The organism is Streptomyces liliifuscus (assembly GCF_016598615.1).
Taxonomy (GTDB): domain Bacteria; phylum Actinomycetota; class Actinomycetes; order Streptomycetales; family Streptomycetaceae; genus Streptomyces; species Streptomyces liliifuscus.
Genome location: NZ_CP066831.1, coordinates 9,556,084 through 9,575,182 on the forward strand (window position 1 = coordinate 9,556,084; position 19,099 = coordinate 9,575,182).

Sequence of the window (19,099 nt, forward strand, 5' to 3'; positions counted from 1 at the left end):
CAGGTGATCCGAGTGGACAGTCAGACGGCGGTTGCGAACCAGACCGCGCCCGACGCCTCCACCGCAGGCAAGCTCAAGCCCAACTCGCTCGGCGTCATGGGCATCCTCTTCTTCGTCCTCTCGGCGCAGGCGCCGCTCACCGGTGTCGCGGGCGCGGTGCCCATCGCCGTGGCCATCGGCAACGGCGCCGGCGCTCCCGCCGCCTATCTCGCGGCCGGTGTGATCGTCCTGCTGTTCTCGGTCGGCTTCGTGGCCATGGGGCGGCACGTCGTGGACGCCGGCGCCTTCTACACGTACATCGGCAAGGGCCTCGGCAGGTACCTCGGGGCGGGCAGCGCGGGGATCGCGCTGTTCGCCTACTGCGCGATCCAGGCCGCCATGTACGGCCTCTACGGCGCCACCGTGAGTGGTCTGCTGGAGCACCACACGGGTGCGGACGTGCCCTGGTGGGTGTGTGCCGTGGTCACCATGGCGATCGTCCAGGTGCTGGGCGCCGTGGGCATCGAGATGGGCGCGAGGGTGCTGGCGGTCTTCGTGCTGGCGGAGTTCAGCATCCTGGCGGTCTTCGCGCTGGTCACCCTCTTCAAGGGGGGTGGGCCCGAGGGGCTCGGTGTCGCTCAGTCGTTCTCGCCGGGTGCGGCCCTCGACGGGGCGCCGGGTGTGGCGCTGATGTTCGCCGTGGCGTCGATGATCGGCTTCGAGGCCACCGCTATCTACGGCGAGGAGGCGCGTGAACCGCGCAAGACAGTGCCGCGGGCCACGTATCTGGCTGTCGCCCTCGTCACCGGCTTCTTCGCGTTCGCGTCCTGGATGCTGATCTCCTCGTACGGTGCCTCGCAGGCCACCGATGCCGCGGGCAAGGCTCTGGAGGGCGGCGACTCGACGGCTTTCGTCTTCGCGCCGATCGCCGACCTGTTCGGCACCTGGGTGAACGATGTTCTGCCCATCCTGCTGGCCACCTCCCTCTTCGCCGGCATCCTCGCCTTCCACAACTCCGCCAACCGCTATCTGTTCTCGCTCAGCCGCGACGGGCTGCTGCCCCGCAGGCTGTCGACGATCAACCGCCGGCACTCGCCCTCCGTGGCCGGCTGGGTCCAGACGGCCATCGCGGTCGTCCTGGTCGTCCCCTTCGCGCTGGCCGGCAAGGACCCGGTCCTCGCCCTGTTCTCCTGGGGCAGCGGAGTGGCCGTCCTGGGGATCATGCTGCTGTACCTGCTCACCTCGCTCTCCGTGGTCGCCTTCTTCCGCCGCGAGCGGCTGGACACCCGGCCGTGGAACACGCTGATCGCGCCGGCCCTCGGTGCGCTCGGTATCGCCGGGGCGATCTGGCTGATCCTGGAGAACTTCACCACGCTCATCGGCGGCGAGCAGAGCACCGCGATCTGGCTGGAGCTGACCGTTCCGGCAGTTCTGGTCCTGGGAGTGGTGACGGCACGGCTGACCCGCCGCAGGGCGCCGGCCGACGGCTGACGCGGCAGGCGGGCGTGGCCGTCGGTCGACCACGCCCGCCACTCGGCCCGGGCGTTCAGTGGACGCGCCCGCCACTCGGCCCAGGCGCTCAGCAGACTGCGCCTGCCACTCGGCCCGGGCCTTCAGTCGGCCGAGGCTGCCACTCGGCCCGGGTGTTCAGTGGACCGCGGCCCGGGAGTTCAGCGGACCACGCCCGCCACTCGGCCCGGGCGTTCAGCCGACCGCGCCCACTGCTCGGCCCAGGCGTTCAGTCGGCCGCGGCCGCCACCCGGTCGAGGAACGCGTCGACCAGGTGGCGGGCGTTGGCCCGGGCCGTCGGCTCGAACTCCCGGCTCCTGGAGAGCAGTTCGCCGGGATCGGCACCGTGTCGCACACATTGCTCCGCGCCGCCGAGGTCGAGCCAGTCACGCACTATCGCCGTGGTGACCTCCGGGTGGAACTGCACCCCCAGGCTGCGGCCGACCCTGAACGCCTGCACGCACACGGCGTTGCGGGCCACCTCCACGGCTCCGGGCGGCGGGACACAGCGGTCGTAGTGCCACTGGAACCAGGGGCCGGTCCCCACCAGGGAAGGATCGTCCGTGTCAACCTCGACCCAGCCGATCTCGGGGCGCGGCGACGCCTCGACCGACCCCCCGAGCGCCGTGGTCAGCGCCTGGGCGCCGAAGCAGACGCCGAGGACCGGGATGCCGAGGTGGTGGGCCTTGCGCAGCAGCGCCAGCTCCCCGCCTATCCAGCTGCCGACGGAGGTCTCGTCGTACACCGACCACGGGGCGCCGAGTGACACGACCAGGTCCCAGCCGTCGGCCTCGGGGAAGTCGAACGTCACGTCCGGAGCCCGGTGGCGGTGCTCGGGTACGACGGTCAGAACGGTGAGGTCGTATCCGCGTTCCATGAGCCTGGCCCCGACCAGCCCGGGTGCCGTCACATGGTCGTGCTGAAGGACGAGTGCGCGCACGGTGTCGTTCCTTTCCCCGGGGCCCGCGGACCTGCCGGATCGATTCGGTTGGGCGCTTGCGAGCGCTCCACGGACATCCTATCGTTTGGATTCAAATAACCTCCAGGAGGTCCCCGCATGCTGGACGTCACCCACGAGGAGTGGCAGCGCCGCGCCAAGTCGCTGGACCTGTCCGGTGCCCATCACATCGACGGCGCCGACGAGGGCGGTGGCGGGGCGGTCTTCGCCGCCGTCTCGCCCCGCGACGGCCAGGTGCTGACCCAGGTCGCCGACGGGGGCACCGCCGAGGTGGGGGCGGCCGTGGCCGCGGCCCGTCGTGCCTTCGACACCGGTCCGTGGCCGCGCCTGGCGCCTGCCGAGCGAGGTCGGGCGCTGCTGCGGATGGCCGACGCGCTCCAGGAACGACGCGAGGAACTGGCGCTCACCGTCAGCCTGGAGATGGGCAAGCCCATCACGGACGCGTACGGGATCGAACTGCGCGCCCTCGTCAACACCTTCCGCTGGTACGGGCAGTTGGCGGACAAGCTGACGGACGAGTCCCCGCACACCGCCCCTGACTCGCTCGCCCTGATCACCCGGGAGCCGGCCGGGGTGGTCGGCGCGGTCGTTCCCTGGAACTTCCCGCTGACGTTGGCGGGTTGGAAGGTCGCCCCGGCGCTGGCCGCGGGCTGCACGGTCGTACTGAAACCGTCGGAGAACTCGCCCCTGTCCGCGCTGCTCCTCGGCCGGATCGCGACCGAGGCCGGGCTTCCCCCTGGCATACTCAACGTGGTCAACGGCAACGGGCCCGTGGCGGGGCGGGCGTTGGGCCTCCACCCCGACGTCGACGTCCTGGCCTTCACCGGCTCCACGGCCGTCGGACGCCACTTCCTGCACTACGCCGCCGACTCCAACCTCAAGCGCGTCTGGCTGGAGTTGGGCGGCAAGTCGCCCAACATCATCCTCCCGGACGCCCCCGACCTGGAGAAGGCCGCCGCCACCGCCGCCTGGGGCATCTTCTTCAACCAGGGCGAGATGTGCACCGCCCCCTCCCGGCTGCTGGTCCACTCCTCGATCGCCGACCGCGTCACGGAGACGATCGTCCGGCGCGCCCGCGAGCTGCGCATCGGCGACCCGCTCGACCCCGCCACCGAGATGGGTGCCCTGGTCGGCGAGGACCACCTGGGGCGCGTACAGGACCACATCGGTACAGGTCTGGCCGAGGGCGCCCGTCTGCTCACGGGCGGCTCCCGCACCCTTGCCGACACCGGCGGCAGCTACCTGGAGCCGACCGTCTTCGACCACGTCGACCCCGGTATGCGGCTGGCCCGCGAGGAGATCTTCGGCCCGGTGCTGTCCGTGCTCGCCTTCGACGATCTGGACGAGGCGGTACGGCTGGCCAACGCCACCGAGTACGGCCTCGCCGCCGGCCTGTGGACCTCGGACCTGTCCACCGCCCACAAGGTCTCCCGGGCGTTGCGGGCGGGCACGGTGTGGGTCAACTGCTACGAGGAGGGCGACCTGACCGTCCCCTTCGGCGGCATGAAGCAGTCGGGCAACGGGCGGGACAAGTCCGCCCACGCCCTGGAGAAGTACACCGAGCTCAAGACCACCTGGATCCAGCTGTGACCCGTACTCCTGTCACCCCTGCACGTCCCCTGATCGCCGTCCCCGCCCGCTTCTCCGCGACGACTTCCGCGCTGCGGTACGCCGCCGAGGTCAACGCCCGCGCTCTGATCGAGGCCGTCTGGCGGGCCGGCGGCGAACCGGCGAGCATCCACCCCGCGTCCGGGGACGTCGCGTCCCGCCTGGCCCGCTTCGACGGCATCCTGCTCCCCGGCGGCGGAGACCTCGCCCCGCGCCACTACGGCGCGCGAGGTGTCCACGCCAGCGTGTACGACGTCGACGACCTCCAGGACGCGTTCGACCTCGAAGTCGCCCGCCGGGCACTCGACATGGGCCTGCCCGTGCTGGCGGTCTGCCGCGGCCTTCAGGTCGTCAACGTCGCCCTGGGCGGCACCCTCGAACAGGACATGGGCGGCCCCGAGCGCGAACACCGTCACGTCGTGCATCCGGTGGCGATCCGACCCGGCACCCTGCTGGAGCGGGCCACCGGCGTGGAGAAGACGGAGGCGTCCTGCTACCACCATCAGCGGGTGGACCGCCTCGGGGCGGGACTCACCGTCAGCGCGCGTGCCGCCGACGGAACAGTCGAGGGACTCGAACACCCGGGTCTCCACGGATGGTTCACCGCCGTCCAGTGGCACCCGGAGGACACCGCTCATGAAGACCCCGCCGCACAGGGCCTCTTCGACGCGCTGGTACGAGCCGCCCGCGACAGGCACTGACCCCGCCACCGCGAGGTGAACCCCGAGGCCGGACGGACCGACACGACTCTGCCGCGCGAGCTCGACCAGGGCTCACGCACCCCGCCGAGTCGCCGGAACTCCTCGCGGTCCTTCCGCGCCGGGCCCTCAGCCCTTCGCGCGCCGCCCGCTGCGGCGCTGTGTCGGCTTGGCGCCGTCGAGCAGGGTCAGGCGACGCTCCTCGCCGTGCTCCTCGACCTGCCGCACGACCTGTCGCAGCCCTTCCGCGACATCCTGGCACTCCTTGTCGCTGAGCCGTGAGGCGACGAATGCCTCCTCCTGGTTGAACTCCGGGAACAGCCGCTGCATCAGCGCCTCGCCCTCCTCGGTGAGACTCAGCAGCACCAGCCTGCCGTCGGAGGGGTGACCGGTCCTCTTGACCAGCCCACGCCCCTCCAGCGTCCGGGACACCCCGGTGAGCGTCCCCTTGGAGATCCCCGCCTCCTCCGCGATGTGCCGGGTCTCCGACTCGCCCCAGATCCACACCACCCACAGCACGACGAACGCCGTCCAGGTCAGATCGGCGCCGCGCAGCACCGAGTTCTCCAGGTGCTGACGGACGGCCGACGCGGCGCGGTAGATGTTGGCGACCACCGCCATCTGCTCGCGGTGGATCGGTGCCCCTCCGAGCTTCGCCGCTGCCAGCTTCTCCGCTTCGGTGATGGACCGGTGGCCGGGCACAGGCATGCTCCTTTGATCGTTCGGAGCCAAATTGTACGAGAGCGAGAACAAGGCGGGGGGATTCGGTCTTCTCAGTCGGCGGGCAACCGCTCGACGAAGTGCTCCACGTCCCGCGGGGTGGGCCTCAGCACACCGTCGCGTACGGCGAGGGCCGTGGCTTCGGCCCGTGAGGCACAGCCCGTCTTGCGGAGCAGGTGCTCGATGTGGCTGTGAACCGTCCGCGGGGACAGGAACAGCGCCTGCGCGACGGCCTGGTTGGTCTGGCCCCTGGCGGCCCGCGTGAGCACTTCCAATTCGCGCGGACTGAGGCCGTACGGCAGTTGCGTGGGCGTCTCGGACACGAGGACCGCACTTCGTACGATCGGCGATCCCGTGGTGCACCGGCGCAGCGTCACACGGTTCCAGCCTTGGCCGACCGGCCACAGGACCCGCAGCCGAAGGCCGCCCGAGTCGGTGAACGCGCTCACCAGACGGCGGAATTCGTCGTCGGCCAGAACCTCGGCGGGGTGCCGGTCCGGGAGGTCGATGACGCCCTCGGCCGTGACGAGGTTCGCTCCCGCGGCCGCCGGAAGGTCGTGCAGGTCACCGGTGTGGGCCGTCGGGTCGGCGAGGGCGCCCAGCGCGGGCAGGATCGAGGCGAGCAGGTGTCGCGCCTCCGTGTCGTACGTGCCCGGTCCCTCGACGGACACGTTGACCAGGCCGACCAGACGGCCGTGGTGGCGCAGGGCGCCGGTGAGCGCGTCGCGGAACCCGGCCGGCCGAACCCGCTCGGCGTAGAACCAGCCGTTGCGGAAACGCTGCCCGACGGACGCCGTGTCCTCGGCGTCCTCGGTGATGGACGGCGGGAGTGTCTGCCGTACGACATTGGCGTACCACGGGGTCGAGACGAACTCGGCGGCCAGCGACTCGGACGTCGTGGGTGAGTAGCCGATGCCCGCGACCTGCAGATGTGCTCCGGTGATCGGATCGATCGCGAGCAGAGTGGCGGCGTCGAGGGGCAGGGCGCGGCGGAGTTCCTGCAGCGCCTGGGTGCAGGCCGAAGCGGTGTCGCGTTCGCGGGTGAGCATTCCGATGCGGGTCGCTGCCGCGAGCTGATGGTGGCTGACCATGAGGGCCTCCGGGAAGCCACGACCACGGATGTCGTTTGGCTCCTAACGATATGGGCTTCGGGTGGGCCGGACAAGCCGTTCACCATTTCGCAACCGAGTTCCCGCTGGTCAGTGCCCGGCCTCTCCGACAGTCGGTATTTCTACGGATGGCGGGGCCGGGACGACTGGGTCTTTCCTGAGCGCCACAGCCGGATGCCCGACGCAGCCGTTTCGGGCCGCATCCTCACGGAGAGTCCCGCCATGACCAGATCCCCGTACTCTTCCCCGGCCTCGCGCCGGCAGTTCCTGGCTCTCTCCGGCGGTGCTCTCGCCGCTACCGCGCTGGCCGCCGCGGGTTGTTCCGCCCCGGACGACGGCGCGAGCACGGCCGACGCCGCCGACGCGTCGGAGGGGTCGAAAACCCTCACCAGGATCGGCCTGGACTACCCCTTCACCCAGCTCCCGCTCTACTCGACGCTCGTGAAACTCTCCACGGCCGCCGCGAAGAAGCATGACGTCTCCCTGCTGACCACGAGCGACGCGGGCAACCCCGACACCCAGGCCACCAACCTCACCACGTGGATCACTCAGAAGATGCCGGCCATCGTGTCGTTCCCGATGGTTTTCGAGGCCACCGAGGCGATGGCCAAGAGGGCGTTGGACGCGGGGCTGATCTGGGTGACGTACGGCGGGTCGCTCGAACACCAGAGCGCGGACATCCAGTTCAGCTTCCTCGAGGGCGGCACGCTGCTCGGGGAGGCCGCCGCGAAGTGGGCCAACGAGCAGCTCGGCGGAAAGGGCAAGGTCGCCTTCCTCACCGACGGCACGATCCAGCTCGGCCGCGAGCGGACCAAGGGCATGATCGACGCCTTCACCAAGAACGCGCCCGGTGTCGATGTGGTTGCCCGGGAGCAGGCCATCGACCCCGACACGGGGCTGTCGAAGTCCCGTGCCGTCCTCGCCAAGCATCCCGACCTCAATCTCATCCTCGGGGTCACGGACGCCGCCGCGTACGGCGGGTTCAAGGCGCTGCAGCAGACGGGCCGGAAGGCGACCGACGCGAAGACCTTCGTCGGCGGACAGGACGGCGCGGCCCCCTCCCTCCTCGCCATCAAGCAGGGCACGTTCTACCGTGCCTCGGCCGCACTGGCCCCGAAGGACATCGCGAACGCCGTCGTCGACGTGCCCCTCGCGGTTGCCGCCGGAAAGGCGAATCCCAGTGTCCAGGTGCCGATCACGCTCGTCGGGCGCGGCGACACCGCGACGATCGACGACCTGCTCGCGCAGAACTCCTAGGCGCCCGCCATGACGGATCCGAATCTCCGGATACGAGGGCTGAGCAAGTCCTTCGGCGGCGTCAGGGCCCTGGACGGCGTGGATCTCACCGTCCCCGCCGGTCAGGTGCACGCTCTCCTGGGCCACAACGGCGCCGGCAAGTCCACCTTGATCAAGTGCCTGGGCGGCGCCTTTCCGCCGGACGCGGGCACGATCGAAGTGGGTGGGATCTCCCATGCGCGGCTGAGTCCGCGCGAGTCGATCGCCGCGGGCGTGGCGATCATCTTCCAGTCGCTCAGCGTCGTCGACTCCCTGACGGTGGCCGAGAACATCTTCCTCGGCCAGGAGTGGACCCGGTACGGGACCGTTCACCGCCGCGCCCAGGAGGAAGTGGCGGCCGGTCTGCTTGAACGGGTCGCGGCGAGCTGTTCGCCGCGTGACCGGGTGGCCGAACTGCCCATGGGACAAAGGCAGTTGGTGGAGATCGCCAAGGCCCTCAGCCGCAGCGCCTCGGTGCTGGTCCTGGACGAACCCACCGCCGCCCTGTCCGGGGCCGAGAGCGGCGCCCTGGCCGAACGGGTCGAGGACCTGCGCACCCAGGGTCTGGCCATCGTCTACGTCACCCATCTGCTCGCCGAGGTGGAACGGCTGGCGGACGCGGTGACGGTGTTGCGCGACGGCCGGGTCGCCCACCACTCGACCGTGTCGGGGTACACGCGGAGTGAGTTGGTCGACGCCATCGTCGGTCGGCCGGAACCCGCTCCGCCCGGCACGGCGGAGGACAAGCCGGCCGACAGCGCCCCCGCAGTTCCGCGCGTTCCCCGACTCACGGCGGACGGGCTCCGAGGTCCCGGGTTCGGTCCCGTGGAGATCGGCGTCGGCGAGGGCGAGATCGTCGGACTGTACGGGCTGATCGGCTCAGGCCGCACACGCATCCTGGAGACCCTCTTCGGCGGACGCCGCGCCTTGGGCGGCACGGTACGGGTGGGGGAGCGGGTCGTCACGCCCGCACGTCCCGCGGACGCGCTGGCCGCGGGGATCGCCCTCGTACCGGCGGACCGGCGCAGACAGGGTCTGTTCCCGGTGCTGAGCGCCCAGGACAACGCGCTCCTGCCGACGATCCGTCCGCTCGCCCGGTACGGGCTACGGGCGCTGGGCGCCGAACGGCGGGTCTTCGACGCGATGTCCCGGGCGGTCGGGCTGCGCCCCGCCCGGCCGCGACTGCCGGCGGCCGCCTTCTCCGGCGGCAACCAGCAGAAGCTCGTCCTGGGCCGGTGGATCAACGAGGCTCGGGGCGTCGACGTCCTGCTCCTCGACGAGCCCACCCAGGGTGTCGACGTCGGCGCCCGGCAGGAGATCTACCAGATCGTCTCGGCGCTCGCCGAACAGCGGGGCACCGCCGTGCTGTTCGCCTCCAGCGACCCGGAGGAGGTCGTCGCGCTCGCCCACCGCTGTCTGATCGTCTCCGCGGGCCGGATCGTGGGCGAACTGAGCGGCGCCGAACTTACCGAAGCCGCCCTGCTGTCGGCCGTCCACGACGCCGACGACACCGCCTCCACGACCTCGGAAGGAGCGGCATGACCACCGCGACCACGGCCCCGACCAACCGCCTGACACCGCGTCCGCGCGCCCTGGCCGCGGGCGGCCTGAACTCGGTGCGGCGCAATCCCCTGCTCGTCGTCCTCGCCCTCATGGTGCTGGTCTTCCAGCTGACGACCGGCAGCTTCCTCGACCCCGGCAACCTGAGCGGGATCGCCATCGACGCGGCCACCCTCGCCATCGTGGCCGTGCCACTGGCCTTGTTGGTCATCAGCGGCTACCTCGATCTCTCGGTCGGCTCCACGCTCGCCGTCGGCGGACTCGTGGCCGGCTGGCTCGCCGGACAGCAGCACCAGCCGCCCCTCGTCGCCGTGCTCGGCGCGCTGGCCGTGGGTGCGGCGGTGGGCGCCGTGAACGGCATCCTCTGCTGCTACCTGGGGCTGTCCGCCTTCATCGTGACGCTGGGCATGCTGACAGCGGTGCGCGGACTGGCACAGCAGCTCTTCCCACTGCCGCTGAGCAGCTTCGGGTCCGGGTTCGCCTGGCTCGGCGGATCGCGGATCGCCGGGATCGACGCGCCGGTCGTCATCGCCGCGCTCGTCCTCGTGGCGGGTGCGCTGTTCCTGGCGCTCACCCCGGCCGGGCGGCACGTCTTCGCCATCGGCGTCAACCGGGAGGCCGCCTACCTCTCCGGCATCAACATCCGCCGGACGCCCTTCGCGCTGTTCGTCGTCACGGGCGTGGCGGCGGCCCTCGCCGGGGCGATCAAGGCGTCGGTGCTGGACAGCGTGGTCGCCGGGACCTCCGGCGCGGGTTTCGAACTGACCGTACTCACCGCCGTACTGCTCGGTGGCGTCGCGCTCACCGGTGGCTCCGGTTCCGTCTTCGGTGTGCTGCTCGGCGTGCTCTTCCTGGGTTGTCTGCAGAACGGACTGACACTGCTGAGCGTGCCGACGTTCTGGCAGCAGATGGCCCAGGGAACCGCCCTGGTGGCAGGCGCGGCACTCGCCTACTTCGGCCCGCGGCTGACGCGGTGACCCCCCACTCCGAGAGGACTCACGTGAACGACAACGCCCCCTCCCTCATCCTGACCGGCGGTCAGGTCCTCACCGTGGACGCCGACTTCGGTGTGGCCGAGGGCGTCGCCGTACGCGGCCGGGACATCGTCGCCGTCGGCAGCGACGCCGAGATGCGCGCCCTGGCAGGGCCCGGCACCCGGGTCGTCGAACTCGACGGCCGGACCGTCCTGCCGGGCATCAACGACTCCCATCTGCACGGGGCCGCGTACGGCATGACGAAGCCGCCGTTCGCCCTCGACGTCGGCCACCCGTCGGTCGGGTCCATCGCCGACATCACCGCTGCCGTGGAGAGGGCAGCAGGCGCGGCCCGGCCCGGCGAGTGGATCATCGGGCTGGGCTGGGACACCGGGTATCTGGCGGAGTGCCTGGCAGACCCGGACCGCTTCCCGCACCGCCGCGACCTGGACGCGGTCGCACCGCGGAACCCGGTCTGTCTGACCCACTTCTCCTCGCATCTCGTGTGGGTCAACAGCGCCGCGCTGCGCCTGTGCGGCATCGACGCGGCAAGCGTGCCGCCCCCCGGCGGCGTCATCGACACCGACTCCGCGGGGGAGCCCACCGGTATCCTTCGCGAGGCCGCCCAGGAACTCGTACAGGCCGAACTGCCCTCTCCCGACGCCGGTCAACGCCGCCGCGCCATCCAGGGTGTGGTGCGTGAGCTCCACTCACGCGGCATCACCAGCTACACCGAACCGGGCCTCGGCCCGGGCGGGGACACGTCCCTCTTCGGCGGGTTGAGCACCGACAACTGGATCGCCTACGCCGACCTCGCCGCGAGCGGTGAACTCCGGTGCCGGGTCAGCGTCCTGCTGCTGCCCGCGCCGATCGGCGGCTCGGCCGACGACGTGCGCAAGGGTCTGGCCGAGCTGCGGCGCCCCGAGTCCGCGGACCCGCGCCTCCTGAACGCCATCGGTGTCAAGATCTTCGCCGACGGGGTGCCGCCCAACGGCACGGCCTGGATGAGCGAGCCGTACACCGACGGCGGCAATGGTGCGCTGTGCGTGCACGGCGACACCCCCGGGCTCCGGAGCGACGAGTTGTCCGAGATGATCCGCGTCGCCCACGAGGCCGGCTTCCAACTCGGGGTGCACGTCACCGGCGACCTGGCCATCGACACGGTGGTCGACGCCTTCCTCGCGGCGAACGCGGCTGCACCGCGCCCGGATGCCCGGCACTACGTCATCCACGGCGACTTCGTCGGCGCGGCCGGCCTCGCCAAGCTCGCCGCGCACGGCTACGGCGTCAACATGAACCCCGCCATCAAGTGGACCATCTCCGACCTGATGGACGAGGTCGTCGGCCCCGACCGCTCCGCCTACCAGTGGCCCGTACGGTCCGCCGTCGAGGCCGGAGTCACGGTCTGCGCCAGCTCCGACGCACCGATCACCGAGCCCGACTGGCGGCAGGGAGTGGCCGCGATGATGCTGCGGGAGTCGAAGGCCAGCGGTCGGCCGAGCGGGCCCGAGCAGTGTGTGTCGTTCGCCGAGGCCGTGCGCGCCTACACGATCAATCCGGCCCGGCAGGACTTCGCCGAGGGCTGGAAGGGGTCCATCGAGGTCGGCAAGGTCGCGGACCTGTGCGTAATGGACCGCCCGCTGCTGGACCTGGACCCGCACTCGATCACGGACGCGCAGGTGGACCTGACGGTGTTCGACGGGCACGTCGTCCACGAGCGCTGATCTCCCCGGCCCAGGCTGCCAGCCCCTCCCTGACACGTTTGGGGTCAAAATACATGCCGGTCTGTCACCACCGGCGCAAGCGAAGGATGCTCACGATGACCGACACGCCACGCATGCTGCTGGTCCTGAGCGAGAACTGGACCCTGACCGGCGGCCGGGCCGACCTGCCCGCCGCCGTACGGTGGGCCCGCGAGGCCGAGGACGCCGGCTTCGACTCCGTCATGGTCAGCGAACACGTCGTGCTGGGCCCCGACGCGGCCGCCGACGGCATCATGGGCAACCCCCGGGACTACGCCCTCCCGGGGAACCAGGACCCCTACACCCCCTGGCCCAATTCACTGCTCCTGCTGTCCGCCATCGCCTCCGTCACCGAACGCCTGCGCCTGGCCGCCGCCGCGGTGCTGGCGCCCCTGCGTCATCCTCTGCTCATGGCCCGCGAACTGGGCACTCTCGATCTGATCAGCGAGGGGCGGCTGCTGGTGCAGCCGACGGTCAGCTGGAGCAAGGACGAGTACGACGCTCTCGGCGTCCCCTTCGGCCGGCGCGGGCGCCTGCTCGACGAGCACCTCGACGTCTGGGCGAAGGCCTGGGGACCATCACCGATTTCCCACGAGAGCGAGCACTACCCGTTCCGGGACGTCTACTTCGAGCCCAAGGCCTTCCGTCCCGAGGGCCCGAGGCTGTGGTTCGGCGGCCAGCGCCTCAACGGCCCCGTCCTGCGCCGGCTCGTACGGTACGGCCACGGCTTCCACCCGCTGGGCCGGCCGACGCCGCAGGACCTACAGGTGCTCAAGGACGCCATGGCCGCGGCAGGCCGGGATGTCGCCGAGATGGAGATGATCGGCGGCACCCAGGCCGTGTTTCCCGACGACCACTCCACGGCGGACCTCGGCGCGGCGCTCGCGAGCATCCCGGAACAACTGGAACAGGGCTTCACGACGTTCTGCGTCAAGCCGAACCAGTTCATCGACGACCCGGACGCGATCGGAGCGTTCTGCCGAGACGTGATGCGCCGCGTGAATGCTCCGACCGCTTGATGTCGAGCGTTTCGCGCGGGCGGCCGTTGACCTCGGTGGCCACTGCTGCGAGGTGTTTCGGTCCGTGGGCTGAGAGGTGTTCTGCCCAGTGCGCGCCGCAGGGGCCGAGACCAGGCTCAACTCGCCGCCGGAACCCGCAGGTTCTTCTGCCGCCGCCAACGCCAACCGCACGTCATCCGCGGCTGCTTCGGTGTCCCGCGCGTTCGCTACACCCTTGAACACAACCTTTTGAGTTTCGGATCAACAGAGTCGGCATCCGCAAGGTCACATCCAACGACATGGCGACGAAGGACGTCGGGTTGCCCCTCGTATTGACGGCGGCTCACCGCATGGAGACCATCTGAGAGCGCTCTCTGACGCGGACATGATCAGGAGGACCTGTTGTCTCTCACCCGCTGGCTCGTCGGCATCGTTTCGCTCGGACTTGTTGGCACCCTTGCCTTCGGGCAAGTTGTGACCACCGCCGGACCCGCCGAAGCCGTCACCGCAGTGGCGGACGACCAGCCGTCCACGCTCGGTCGCACCCTCCTCGGCGGCGCCGACCCGAGCGTCATCAAGGTCGGCGACCTCTATGTCTCCGCCAAGTCCGTGGACGGCGGTATCGCGGTGCGGTCGGCTTCCACCCTTGAGGGGATCGCCACCGCACCCAAGCAGCAGGTGTGGCGGGACACAGGCGGCCTCGGCGAGGTCTGGGCCCCGGAGATCGTGCACCACGACGGCAACTACCGCATCTACTTCGCCGCCGGCACGGGTGCGGCCCACCGCATGTACCACATCAGCTCGGCCAGCCCGGGCACCGGCTACTCCGCCGCCACCAAGGTCGCCCTGCCCGGTGACAAGTGGGCCATCGACGGGGCGCCCTTCACATTCGGCGGCCAGCGCTGGTTCGTGTGGTCCGGCTGGTCCGGCGACACCAACGTCGAGCAGAACCTGTACATCGCCCGGATGAGCAGTCCCACCACGACCACCGGCGGCCGTTACGTCGTATCGCAGCCGCGTGAGCCGTGGGAACGGGTCGTAGGCAACCCGTACATCAACGAGGCGCCCCAGCCGATCGTCGACCCCAACGGGCAGCTGCACATCGTGTACTCCGCGAACGGCAGTTGGAGCAGCCAGTACTGCATCGCCGACCTGCGGCTGCGAGCCGGTGGCGATCCCACGTACGTGTGGGACTGGTACAAGAGCAACGGCTGCCTGTTCGGCTCGCATGCCTCGTCCATGATGTCGGGCTGGCATCCCACGCTGAACGTCGACGGTCCCGGCCACCACACGTTCGTCCTGCCGCGCGGTGACGTCGCCGCCGGCCCGCCGTCCGGCAACCGGTTCCCGACCATGTTCCATGCGGTCGCCAAGGGCACGCCGTACTCGTGGTCCAACCGCTACTGGTACACCGGCACTGCCGTCTGGTGGGGCAGCACCACGTATCGCCGGGCCAACGTCCCCGGCGCCACCACCGACATCGGGTACAGCCTCAAGTTCTTCGAATGAGAACCGTGGCCGGGCTCCCTCGACCGCGTTTCCTCGGCGCAGCGAGCGCGATCGGTCTCGCCGCTGCGTTCGGGGAGTGGGAGCCGGCATCGACTGCACGGAATGCCGGTCCGCCGGGCCGGGTGGCGGGCGCACTCGGCGTCCATGGCCTCGCAGGCGCCCTCGGCTGCACCGTCCCGGGCAGAGACGGCCGACGAGTGGGCGAAGTATGCGCGCCACCCGGCCATCGTGCCGAAGTTCATCTGCCGCTCTGTCGGCCGGCTTCTTCTGCGGCCGCTGCCGCGCCGGCACGTCCACGAGCCGGTCCCGGGGCAGGACCAGTCCGCGCAGGTCCATGAAGAGGAACAGGGGCGTCACCGTCAAGGCGGGCACGGAGACGGAGCGGCCGGTCACCGCCGCCCAGGGGACCGACACCCGGTTTCGCCACCGTGGGCATCCGCGTCGACAGCGGGAACGAGGAGATCGAGCGTGGCCGGCCGGTGCCGGTGGTGACCGCTCCGCACGCGGACGACGCCGTACTGGCACTCGACGCAGGACCGGACGGCAGCCCCCTTTTGCCGGACTGGACCCGGCTCACAGCCGGCGACCGGTACGACGACCTCGTGTCTCCTTCGGTGCGGACGACGTGCCGCCGATCGCGGCTCAGGCCGCGATCAGCGCCGTCATGACGATCTCGTCCGCGTCAGGCGTTGAGTGCCGCCAGTACCACGGACCTGGCCTCCTCCTGGACTTGGTGCAGGTGGTCCGGGCCGAGGAAGGACTCGCCGTAGATCTTGTAGACGTCCTCGGTGCCCGAAGGGCGGGCGGCGAACCAGGCGTTGGTGGTGGCGACCTTGATGCCGCCGAGGGCCGCGCCGTTGCCGGGGGCCTCGGTGAGGACCGTGGTGACCGGTTCGCCGGCGAGGGTGTCGGCGGTGACCTGGCTCGGGGACAGCTTGGCGAGCAGGGCCTTCTCCTCGCGGGAGGCCGGGGCGTCGACGCGTGCGTAGGCCGGGGCGCCGAAGCGGTCGGTGAGTTGCGCGTAGTGCTGCGACGGGGTCCTGCCCGTGACCGCCGTGATCTCGGAGGCGAGCAGGGCCAGGATGATGCCGTCCTTGTCGGTGGTCCACACCGAGCCGTCGCGGCGCAGGAAGGACGCGCCCGCCGACTCCTCGCCGCCGAAGCCGAGCGTGCCGTCGGACAGGCCGTCCACGAACCACTTGAAGCCGACCGGGACTTCGACCAGTTGCCTACCGACGTCCGCCGCCACCCGGTCGATCATGCTCGACGACACCAGGGTCTTGCCGATCCCGGCGCCCGCGGGCCACTGCTCCCGGTGCGAGAACAAGTATGAAATCGCCACGGCCAGATAGTGGTTGGGGTTCATCAGGCCCCCGTCCGGCGTGACGATGCCGTGCCGGTCGGCGTCGGCGTCGTTGCCGGTCGAGATGTCGAAGCGGTCCCGCTGCTCGATGAGCGAGGCCATGGCGTACGGCGAGGAGCAGTCCATGCGGATCTTGCCGTCCCAGTCCAGCGTCATGAAGCGCCAGGTGGGGTCGGTGAGCGGGTTCACCACCGTCAGGTCGAGGCGGTGCTCGTCGGCGATGCGGCCCCAGTACGCGACCGAGGCGCCGCCCAGCGGATCGGCGCCGATGCGCACTCCGGCGGCCCGGATCGCGTCCAGGTCCAGCACGTTCGGCAGGTCGGCGACATAGGTGCCGAGGAAGTCGTACCGGCCGGTGCCGGGTGCGGCCAGGGCGCGGGCGTAGGGGATGCGCCGTACGTCCTTCAGGCCGCCGGTGATGATCTCGTTGGCGCGGTCCTGGATCCAGGAGGTCGCCTCGGAGCCCGCGGGGCCGCCGTTCGGCGGGTTGTACTTGAAGCCGCCGTCGGCGGGCGGGTTGTGCGAGGGCGTGACCACCACGCCGTCGGCGAGCGCCGAGGTGCGGTTGCGGTTGTGGGTGAGGATGGCGTGCGAGACGGCCGGGGTGGGTGTGTAACCGTCGGTCTGGTCGATGAGGACGGTCACGTCGTTGGCGGCGAACACCTCCAGCGCCGTGATCCGCGCGGGCTCGGACAGTGCGTGGGTGTCGGCGCCGAGGAAGAGGGGGCCGTCGGTGCCCTGGGCGGCGCGGTACTCGCAGATGGCCTGGCTGGTGGCCGCGATGTGGTCCTCGTTGAATGCCGTCGCGAGGGCCGAGCCGCGGTGTCCCGAGGTACCGAACGCCACCCGCTGCCCGGGATCGGCCGGGTCGGGGTGCAGCGCGTAGTACGCCGTGACCAGGCGGGCCACATCGATGAGGTCCTCGGGCCCGGCGACCTGCCCCGCTCGCGCGTTCTGCATGTGCCCGCTCCTCCGCATGAGTCGACCGTTGGGTACGGCGCTCATTCTCCCCTGCCCGGCCCGTGGTGACGCGCACCGGGCGGCCGTGGTGACATGCGTCCGGCGGGCACGGCGATGCGGGTTCGCGACGAGCTTGCCCGAGCCCGGTCATGGCTTGTCCGGCGAGGCGAGGCGAGGCGAGGCGGGGCGGTGCGGGGGCGGGGCGGGTAGGCCGTGTGACGCGGATCACCGCAGCGCGGTCCCCGCCGAGGACAGGGAGGAGTGTGGAGATTTCACTACGGGCCCGGGTGCGAGCCGGGGATCCGGATGCGTTCAGGCAACTCTTCGACGAGCACGCCTCGGTGGTCCACCGGCATGCCGTGCGGACGACCGGCAACTGGGTCATGGCCGACGACATCGTGTCGCTGACCTTCCTGGAGGCCTGGCGGCTGCGCGAGCGGGTGCTTCCTGGTGACGACAGCCTGCGCCCCTGGCTGCTGGGGATCGCGACGAACGTCGCGCGCAACACCGCGCGGGCGGCACGAAGACACCAGGCCGCGCTCAGCAGAGTCCCGCCTCCCGACCCCGTGCCGGACTTCGCCGACGAGGTGACACAGCGCCTTGCCGACACCGAGGAACTGGCCGCCGCGCACAGGGCGTTGAGCACGATGCGCCGCGGGGAGCGCGAGGTGTTCACGCTCTGTGTGTGGGAGGGCCTGGACGCCGCCACGGCGGCCGAGGCCCTGGGCGTGGCCGTCGGCACCGTACGGGCCCGCCTCTCGCGCGCGAGAAAACGCCTGCGCAAGCTCACCGAACTCGAACTCGACGGCGGCGCCACGAGCACCGGCGGTGACAACGGCCCCGACCGCGCCAACGGCCCCGGCCGCACCACCAGCACCGACGGCACCAACAACACGGCCGACAACCACGCCACAGAAGCCGGCACAGGGCAGAGCCGAGTGCAACGCCCGGCCGTGGTCGGACAGTTACCGGGCAGCCGCCAACAGACGGCTCGGTCCACGCAGGAGAAGAAGCGATGAACACCAACCCGCGACGACGCGATCAGCCGGTCGACCACCAGGATCTGGCCGAGTTGCTGCCCGCGCCGGGCCGCCCGGTGCTTGCGCAGGACCGCCATCGCGTACTGAGGGACAATCTGATGGAGCACATCACCCACGAGAGCGCCCGCGAGCAGTCGGGCGCGACGAACACCTCGCCGAGCGTCTCACCCGCGATCCCCGCACGCTGGAGCCCCGAACGCCGACGCCCCGTGCGGCGCCTCGTTCTCGTCGCCGCCCCACTGGCACTGGCCGCCGTCGTGGGCCTGGGCGTGGTGGCGGTCGACAGCGCACAGGACGACCGGGGCGGAACATCTGCCGCAGATGTCACCGCGGACGACCATCGGAAGGCGGCCACACAGTTGCTGGACCGGATCGCGCTCGCGGCGGCCGCCCGCCCGGCGGTCACGGTGCGCGACGACCAGTATGTCTACACCAGGTTGCAGGGGTCGTCGGACGAGTTGGGCTGGCCCGCGACGCCCCCGAAGGACACCAAGGGGCTCTTCACGCCCGCTCCGATGGCGTACGAGGGCAATGTCCGACGAGAGCAGTGGGATGCGGTGGACGGCGGGCGGGACGGTCTGAGGAAGTCCGTCGGGCTGTCCTCGACGGGCGAGCCCGACCCTTCCCACAAGGACGTGATGACCATGAGCGGTGCCGGTTATCTGGACTTCCGGCAGCTCCAGGCTCTGCCCACCGATCCCGACGCGCTGCTGAAGAAGCTCTCCGGCGACGCCGGGAACGTGGCAGCGAGTCGCCTCACGGAAGTCGTCGTCGAGAACCTCGGCGCCATCATCGACGAGGCCACCCTGCTGCCAGACCTCAGCGCCGCGATCTACCGCGCCATGGCCAAGCTTCCGGGCGTGCGCGTCGTGGACCACGTCGAGGATGCCGCGGGACGGGCGGGCGTCGGTCTTACGTTCGAAGGGGCCCCAAAGGGTTACGCCTGGGTCTTCGACCCGTCCAGCCTCGTCCACCTCGGAACAACCGATGCGGCGCTCATGGAGGTTGGTGTCGCGGACAGGACGGGTGAGGTGCCGGGCAGCTCGTCCTGAGTGAATCACCAGAGGGCGCCCGCCGCGGCGGACGCCCTCTGGCGT

Annotated in this window: 15 protein-coding genes; 11 read left to right on the top strand and 4 right to left on the bottom strand. The window is 70.8% G+C overall.

Going from position 1 to position 19,099, the window contains the following annotated elements:
- Positions 1-12: 12 nt before the first annotated feature.
- The gene (locus JEQ17_RS41635; RefSeq protein WP_200400089.1) at positions 13-1,470 is read left to right on the top strand and encodes an APC family permease; all 1,458 of its coding nucleotides are present in this window, start codon (positions 13-15) and stop codon (positions 1,468-1,470) included.
- A gap of 247 nt (positions 1,471-1,717) precedes the next feature.
- Here JEQ17_RS41635 and JEQ17_RS41640 read toward each other — a convergent pair whose 3' ends face one another.
- Entirely contained in the window at positions 1,718-2,428 is a 711-nt protein-coding gene (locus JEQ17_RS41640; protein ID WP_200400090.1) for a type 1 glutamine amidotransferase, read from the bottom strand.
- A 117-nt stretch (positions 2,429-2,545) separates the two neighbouring features.
- Between JEQ17_RS41640 and JEQ17_RS41645 the strand changes: the two genes are divergently transcribed.
- Positions 2,546-4,036, top strand: a complete 1,491-nt coding sequence (locus JEQ17_RS41645) for an aldehyde dehydrogenase (RefSeq protein WP_200400091.1) — start codon at positions 2,546-2,548, stop codon at positions 4,034-4,036.
- Complete coding sequence (locus tag JEQ17_RS41650; RefSeq protein ID WP_234048563.1) at positions 4,033-4,755, top strand: gamma-glutamyl-gamma-aminobutyrate hydrolase family protein; 723 nt, start codon at positions 4,033-4,035, stop codon at positions 4,753-4,755. The genes JEQ17_RS41645 and JEQ17_RS41650 overlap by 4 nt, the downstream gene beginning before the upstream one ends.
- Before the next feature lie 126 nt (positions 4,756-4,881).
- On the opposite strand, the gene JEQ17_RS41655 is transcribed toward JEQ17_RS41650, so the two are convergent.
- Both JEQ17_RS41655 and JEQ17_RS41660 read right to left on the bottom strand, forming a co-directional pair.
- Positions 4,882-5,454 (bottom strand): MarR family winged helix-turn-helix transcriptional regulator, encoded by a 573-nt coding sequence (locus JEQ17_RS41655; RefSeq protein WP_200401988.1) that lies wholly within the window; start codon positions 5,452-5,454, stop codon positions 4,882-4,884.
- A gap of 71 nt (positions 5,455-5,525) precedes the next feature.
- Entirely contained in the window at positions 5,526-6,563 is a 1,038-nt protein-coding gene (locus JEQ17_RS41660) for a helix-turn-helix transcriptional regulator (protein WP_200400092.1), read from the bottom strand.
- Positions 6,564-6,803: 240 nt separating this feature from the next.
- Between JEQ17_RS41660 and JEQ17_RS41665 the strand changes: the two genes are divergently transcribed.
- The 6 genes from JEQ17_RS41665 to JEQ17_RS41690 all read left to right on the top strand — a co-directional run bounded on the left by JEQ17_RS41665 (position 6,804) and on the right by JEQ17_RS41690 (position 14,639).
- Positions 6,804-7,838 carry a sugar ABC transporter substrate-binding protein gene (locus JEQ17_RS41665; RefSeq protein WP_200400093.1) on the top strand — a complete coding sequence of 345 codons (1,035 nt, stop codon included), beginning with the start codon at positions 6,804-6,806 and terminating at the stop codon, positions 7,836-7,838.
- Positions 7,839-7,847: 9 nt separating this feature from the next.
- The gene (locus JEQ17_RS41670; RefSeq protein WP_200400094.1) at positions 7,848-9,398 is read left to right on the top strand and encodes a sugar ABC transporter ATP-binding protein; all 1,551 of its coding nucleotides are present in this window, start codon (positions 7,848-7,850) and stop codon (positions 9,396-9,398) included.
- Entirely contained in the window at positions 9,395-10,393 is a 999-nt protein-coding gene (locus tag JEQ17_RS41675) for an ABC transporter permease (protein ID WP_200400095.1), read from the top strand. The genes JEQ17_RS41670 and JEQ17_RS41675 overlap by 4 nt, the downstream gene beginning before the upstream one ends.
- A gap of 23 nt (positions 10,394-10,416) precedes the next feature.
- Positions 10,417-12,114: an amidohydrolase gene (locus JEQ17_RS41680; RefSeq protein WP_200400096.1), complete on the top strand. Its 1,698-nt coding sequence runs from the start codon at positions 10,417-10,419 to the stop codon at positions 12,112-12,114.
- Between the two features lie 95 nt (positions 12,115-12,209).
- Positions 12,210-13,151 (top strand): TIGR03619 family F420-dependent LLM class oxidoreductase, encoded by a 942-nt coding sequence (locus JEQ17_RS41685; RefSeq protein WP_200400097.1) that lies wholly within the window; start codon positions 12,210-12,212, stop codon positions 13,149-13,151.
- A 381-nt stretch (positions 13,152-13,532) separates the two neighbouring features.
- The gene (locus tag JEQ17_RS41690) at positions 13,533-14,639 is read left to right on the top strand and encodes a glycoside hydrolase family 43 protein (protein WP_200400098.1); all 1,107 of its coding nucleotides are present in this window, start codon (positions 13,533-13,535) and stop codon (positions 14,637-14,639) included.
- Between the two features lie 682 nt (positions 14,640-15,321).
- On the opposite strand, the gene pgm is transcribed toward JEQ17_RS41690, so the two are convergent.
- Positions 15,322-16,962: a phosphoglucomutase (alpha-D-glucose-1,6-bisphosphate-dependent) gene (pgm, locus tag JEQ17_RS41695; RefSeq protein WP_200400099.1), complete on the bottom strand. Its 1,641-nt coding sequence runs from the start codon at positions 16,960-16,962 to the stop codon at positions 15,322-15,324.
- Positions 16,963-17,225: 263 nt separating this feature from the next.
- Here pgm and JEQ17_RS41700 point away from each other — a divergent pair, with 263 nt between their 5' ends.
- Complete coding sequence (locus JEQ17_RS41700) at positions 17,226-17,981, top strand: RNA polymerase sigma factor (protein WP_200400100.1); 756 nt, start codon at positions 17,226-17,228, stop codon at positions 17,979-17,981.
- The gene (locus JEQ17_RS41705; RefSeq protein ID WP_200400101.1) at positions 17,978-19,054 is read left to right on the top strand and encodes a CU044_5270 family protein; all 1,077 of its coding nucleotides are present in this window, start codon (positions 17,978-17,980) and stop codon (positions 19,052-19,054) included. The genes JEQ17_RS41700 and JEQ17_RS41705 overlap by 4 nt, the downstream gene beginning before the upstream one ends.
- Positions 19,055-19,099: the final 45 nt, after the last annotated feature.

What these genes read in the sequence shown, in the direction of transcription:
- JEQ17_RS41660 (WP_200400092.1), bottom strand. Translation starts at nt 6,563, where the DNA reads ATGGTCAGCCACCATCAGCTCGCGGCAGCGACCCGCATCGGAATGCTC.
- JEQ17_RS41665 (WP_200400093.1), top strand. Translation starts at nt 6,804, where the DNA reads ATGACCAGATCCCCGTACTCTTCCCCGGCCTCGCGCCGGCAGTTCCTG.
- JEQ17_RS41645 (WP_200400091.1), top strand. Translation starts at nt 2,546, where the DNA reads ATGCTGGACGTCACCCACGAGGAGTGGCAGCGCCGCGCCAAGTCGCTG.
- JEQ17_RS41685 (WP_200400097.1), top strand. Translation starts at nt 12,210, where the DNA reads ATGACCGACACGCCACGCATGCTGCTGGTCCTGAGCGAGAACTGGACC.
- JEQ17_RS41670 (WP_200400094.1), top strand. Translation starts at nt 7,848, where the DNA reads ATGACGGATCCGAATCTCCGGATACGAGGGCTGAGCAAGTCCTTCGGC.
- JEQ17_RS41675 (WP_200400095.1), top strand. Translation starts at nt 9,395, where the DNA reads ATGACCACCGCGACCACGGCCCCGACCAACCGCCTGACACCGCGTCCG.
- JEQ17_RS41705 (WP_200400101.1), top strand. Translation starts at nt 17,978, where the DNA reads ATGAACACCAACCCGCGACGACGCGATCAGCCGGTCGACCACCAGGAT.
- pgm (WP_200400099.1), bottom strand. Translation starts at nt 16,962, where the DNA reads ATGCAGAACGCGCGAGCGGGGCAGGTCGCCGGGCCCGAGGACCTCATC.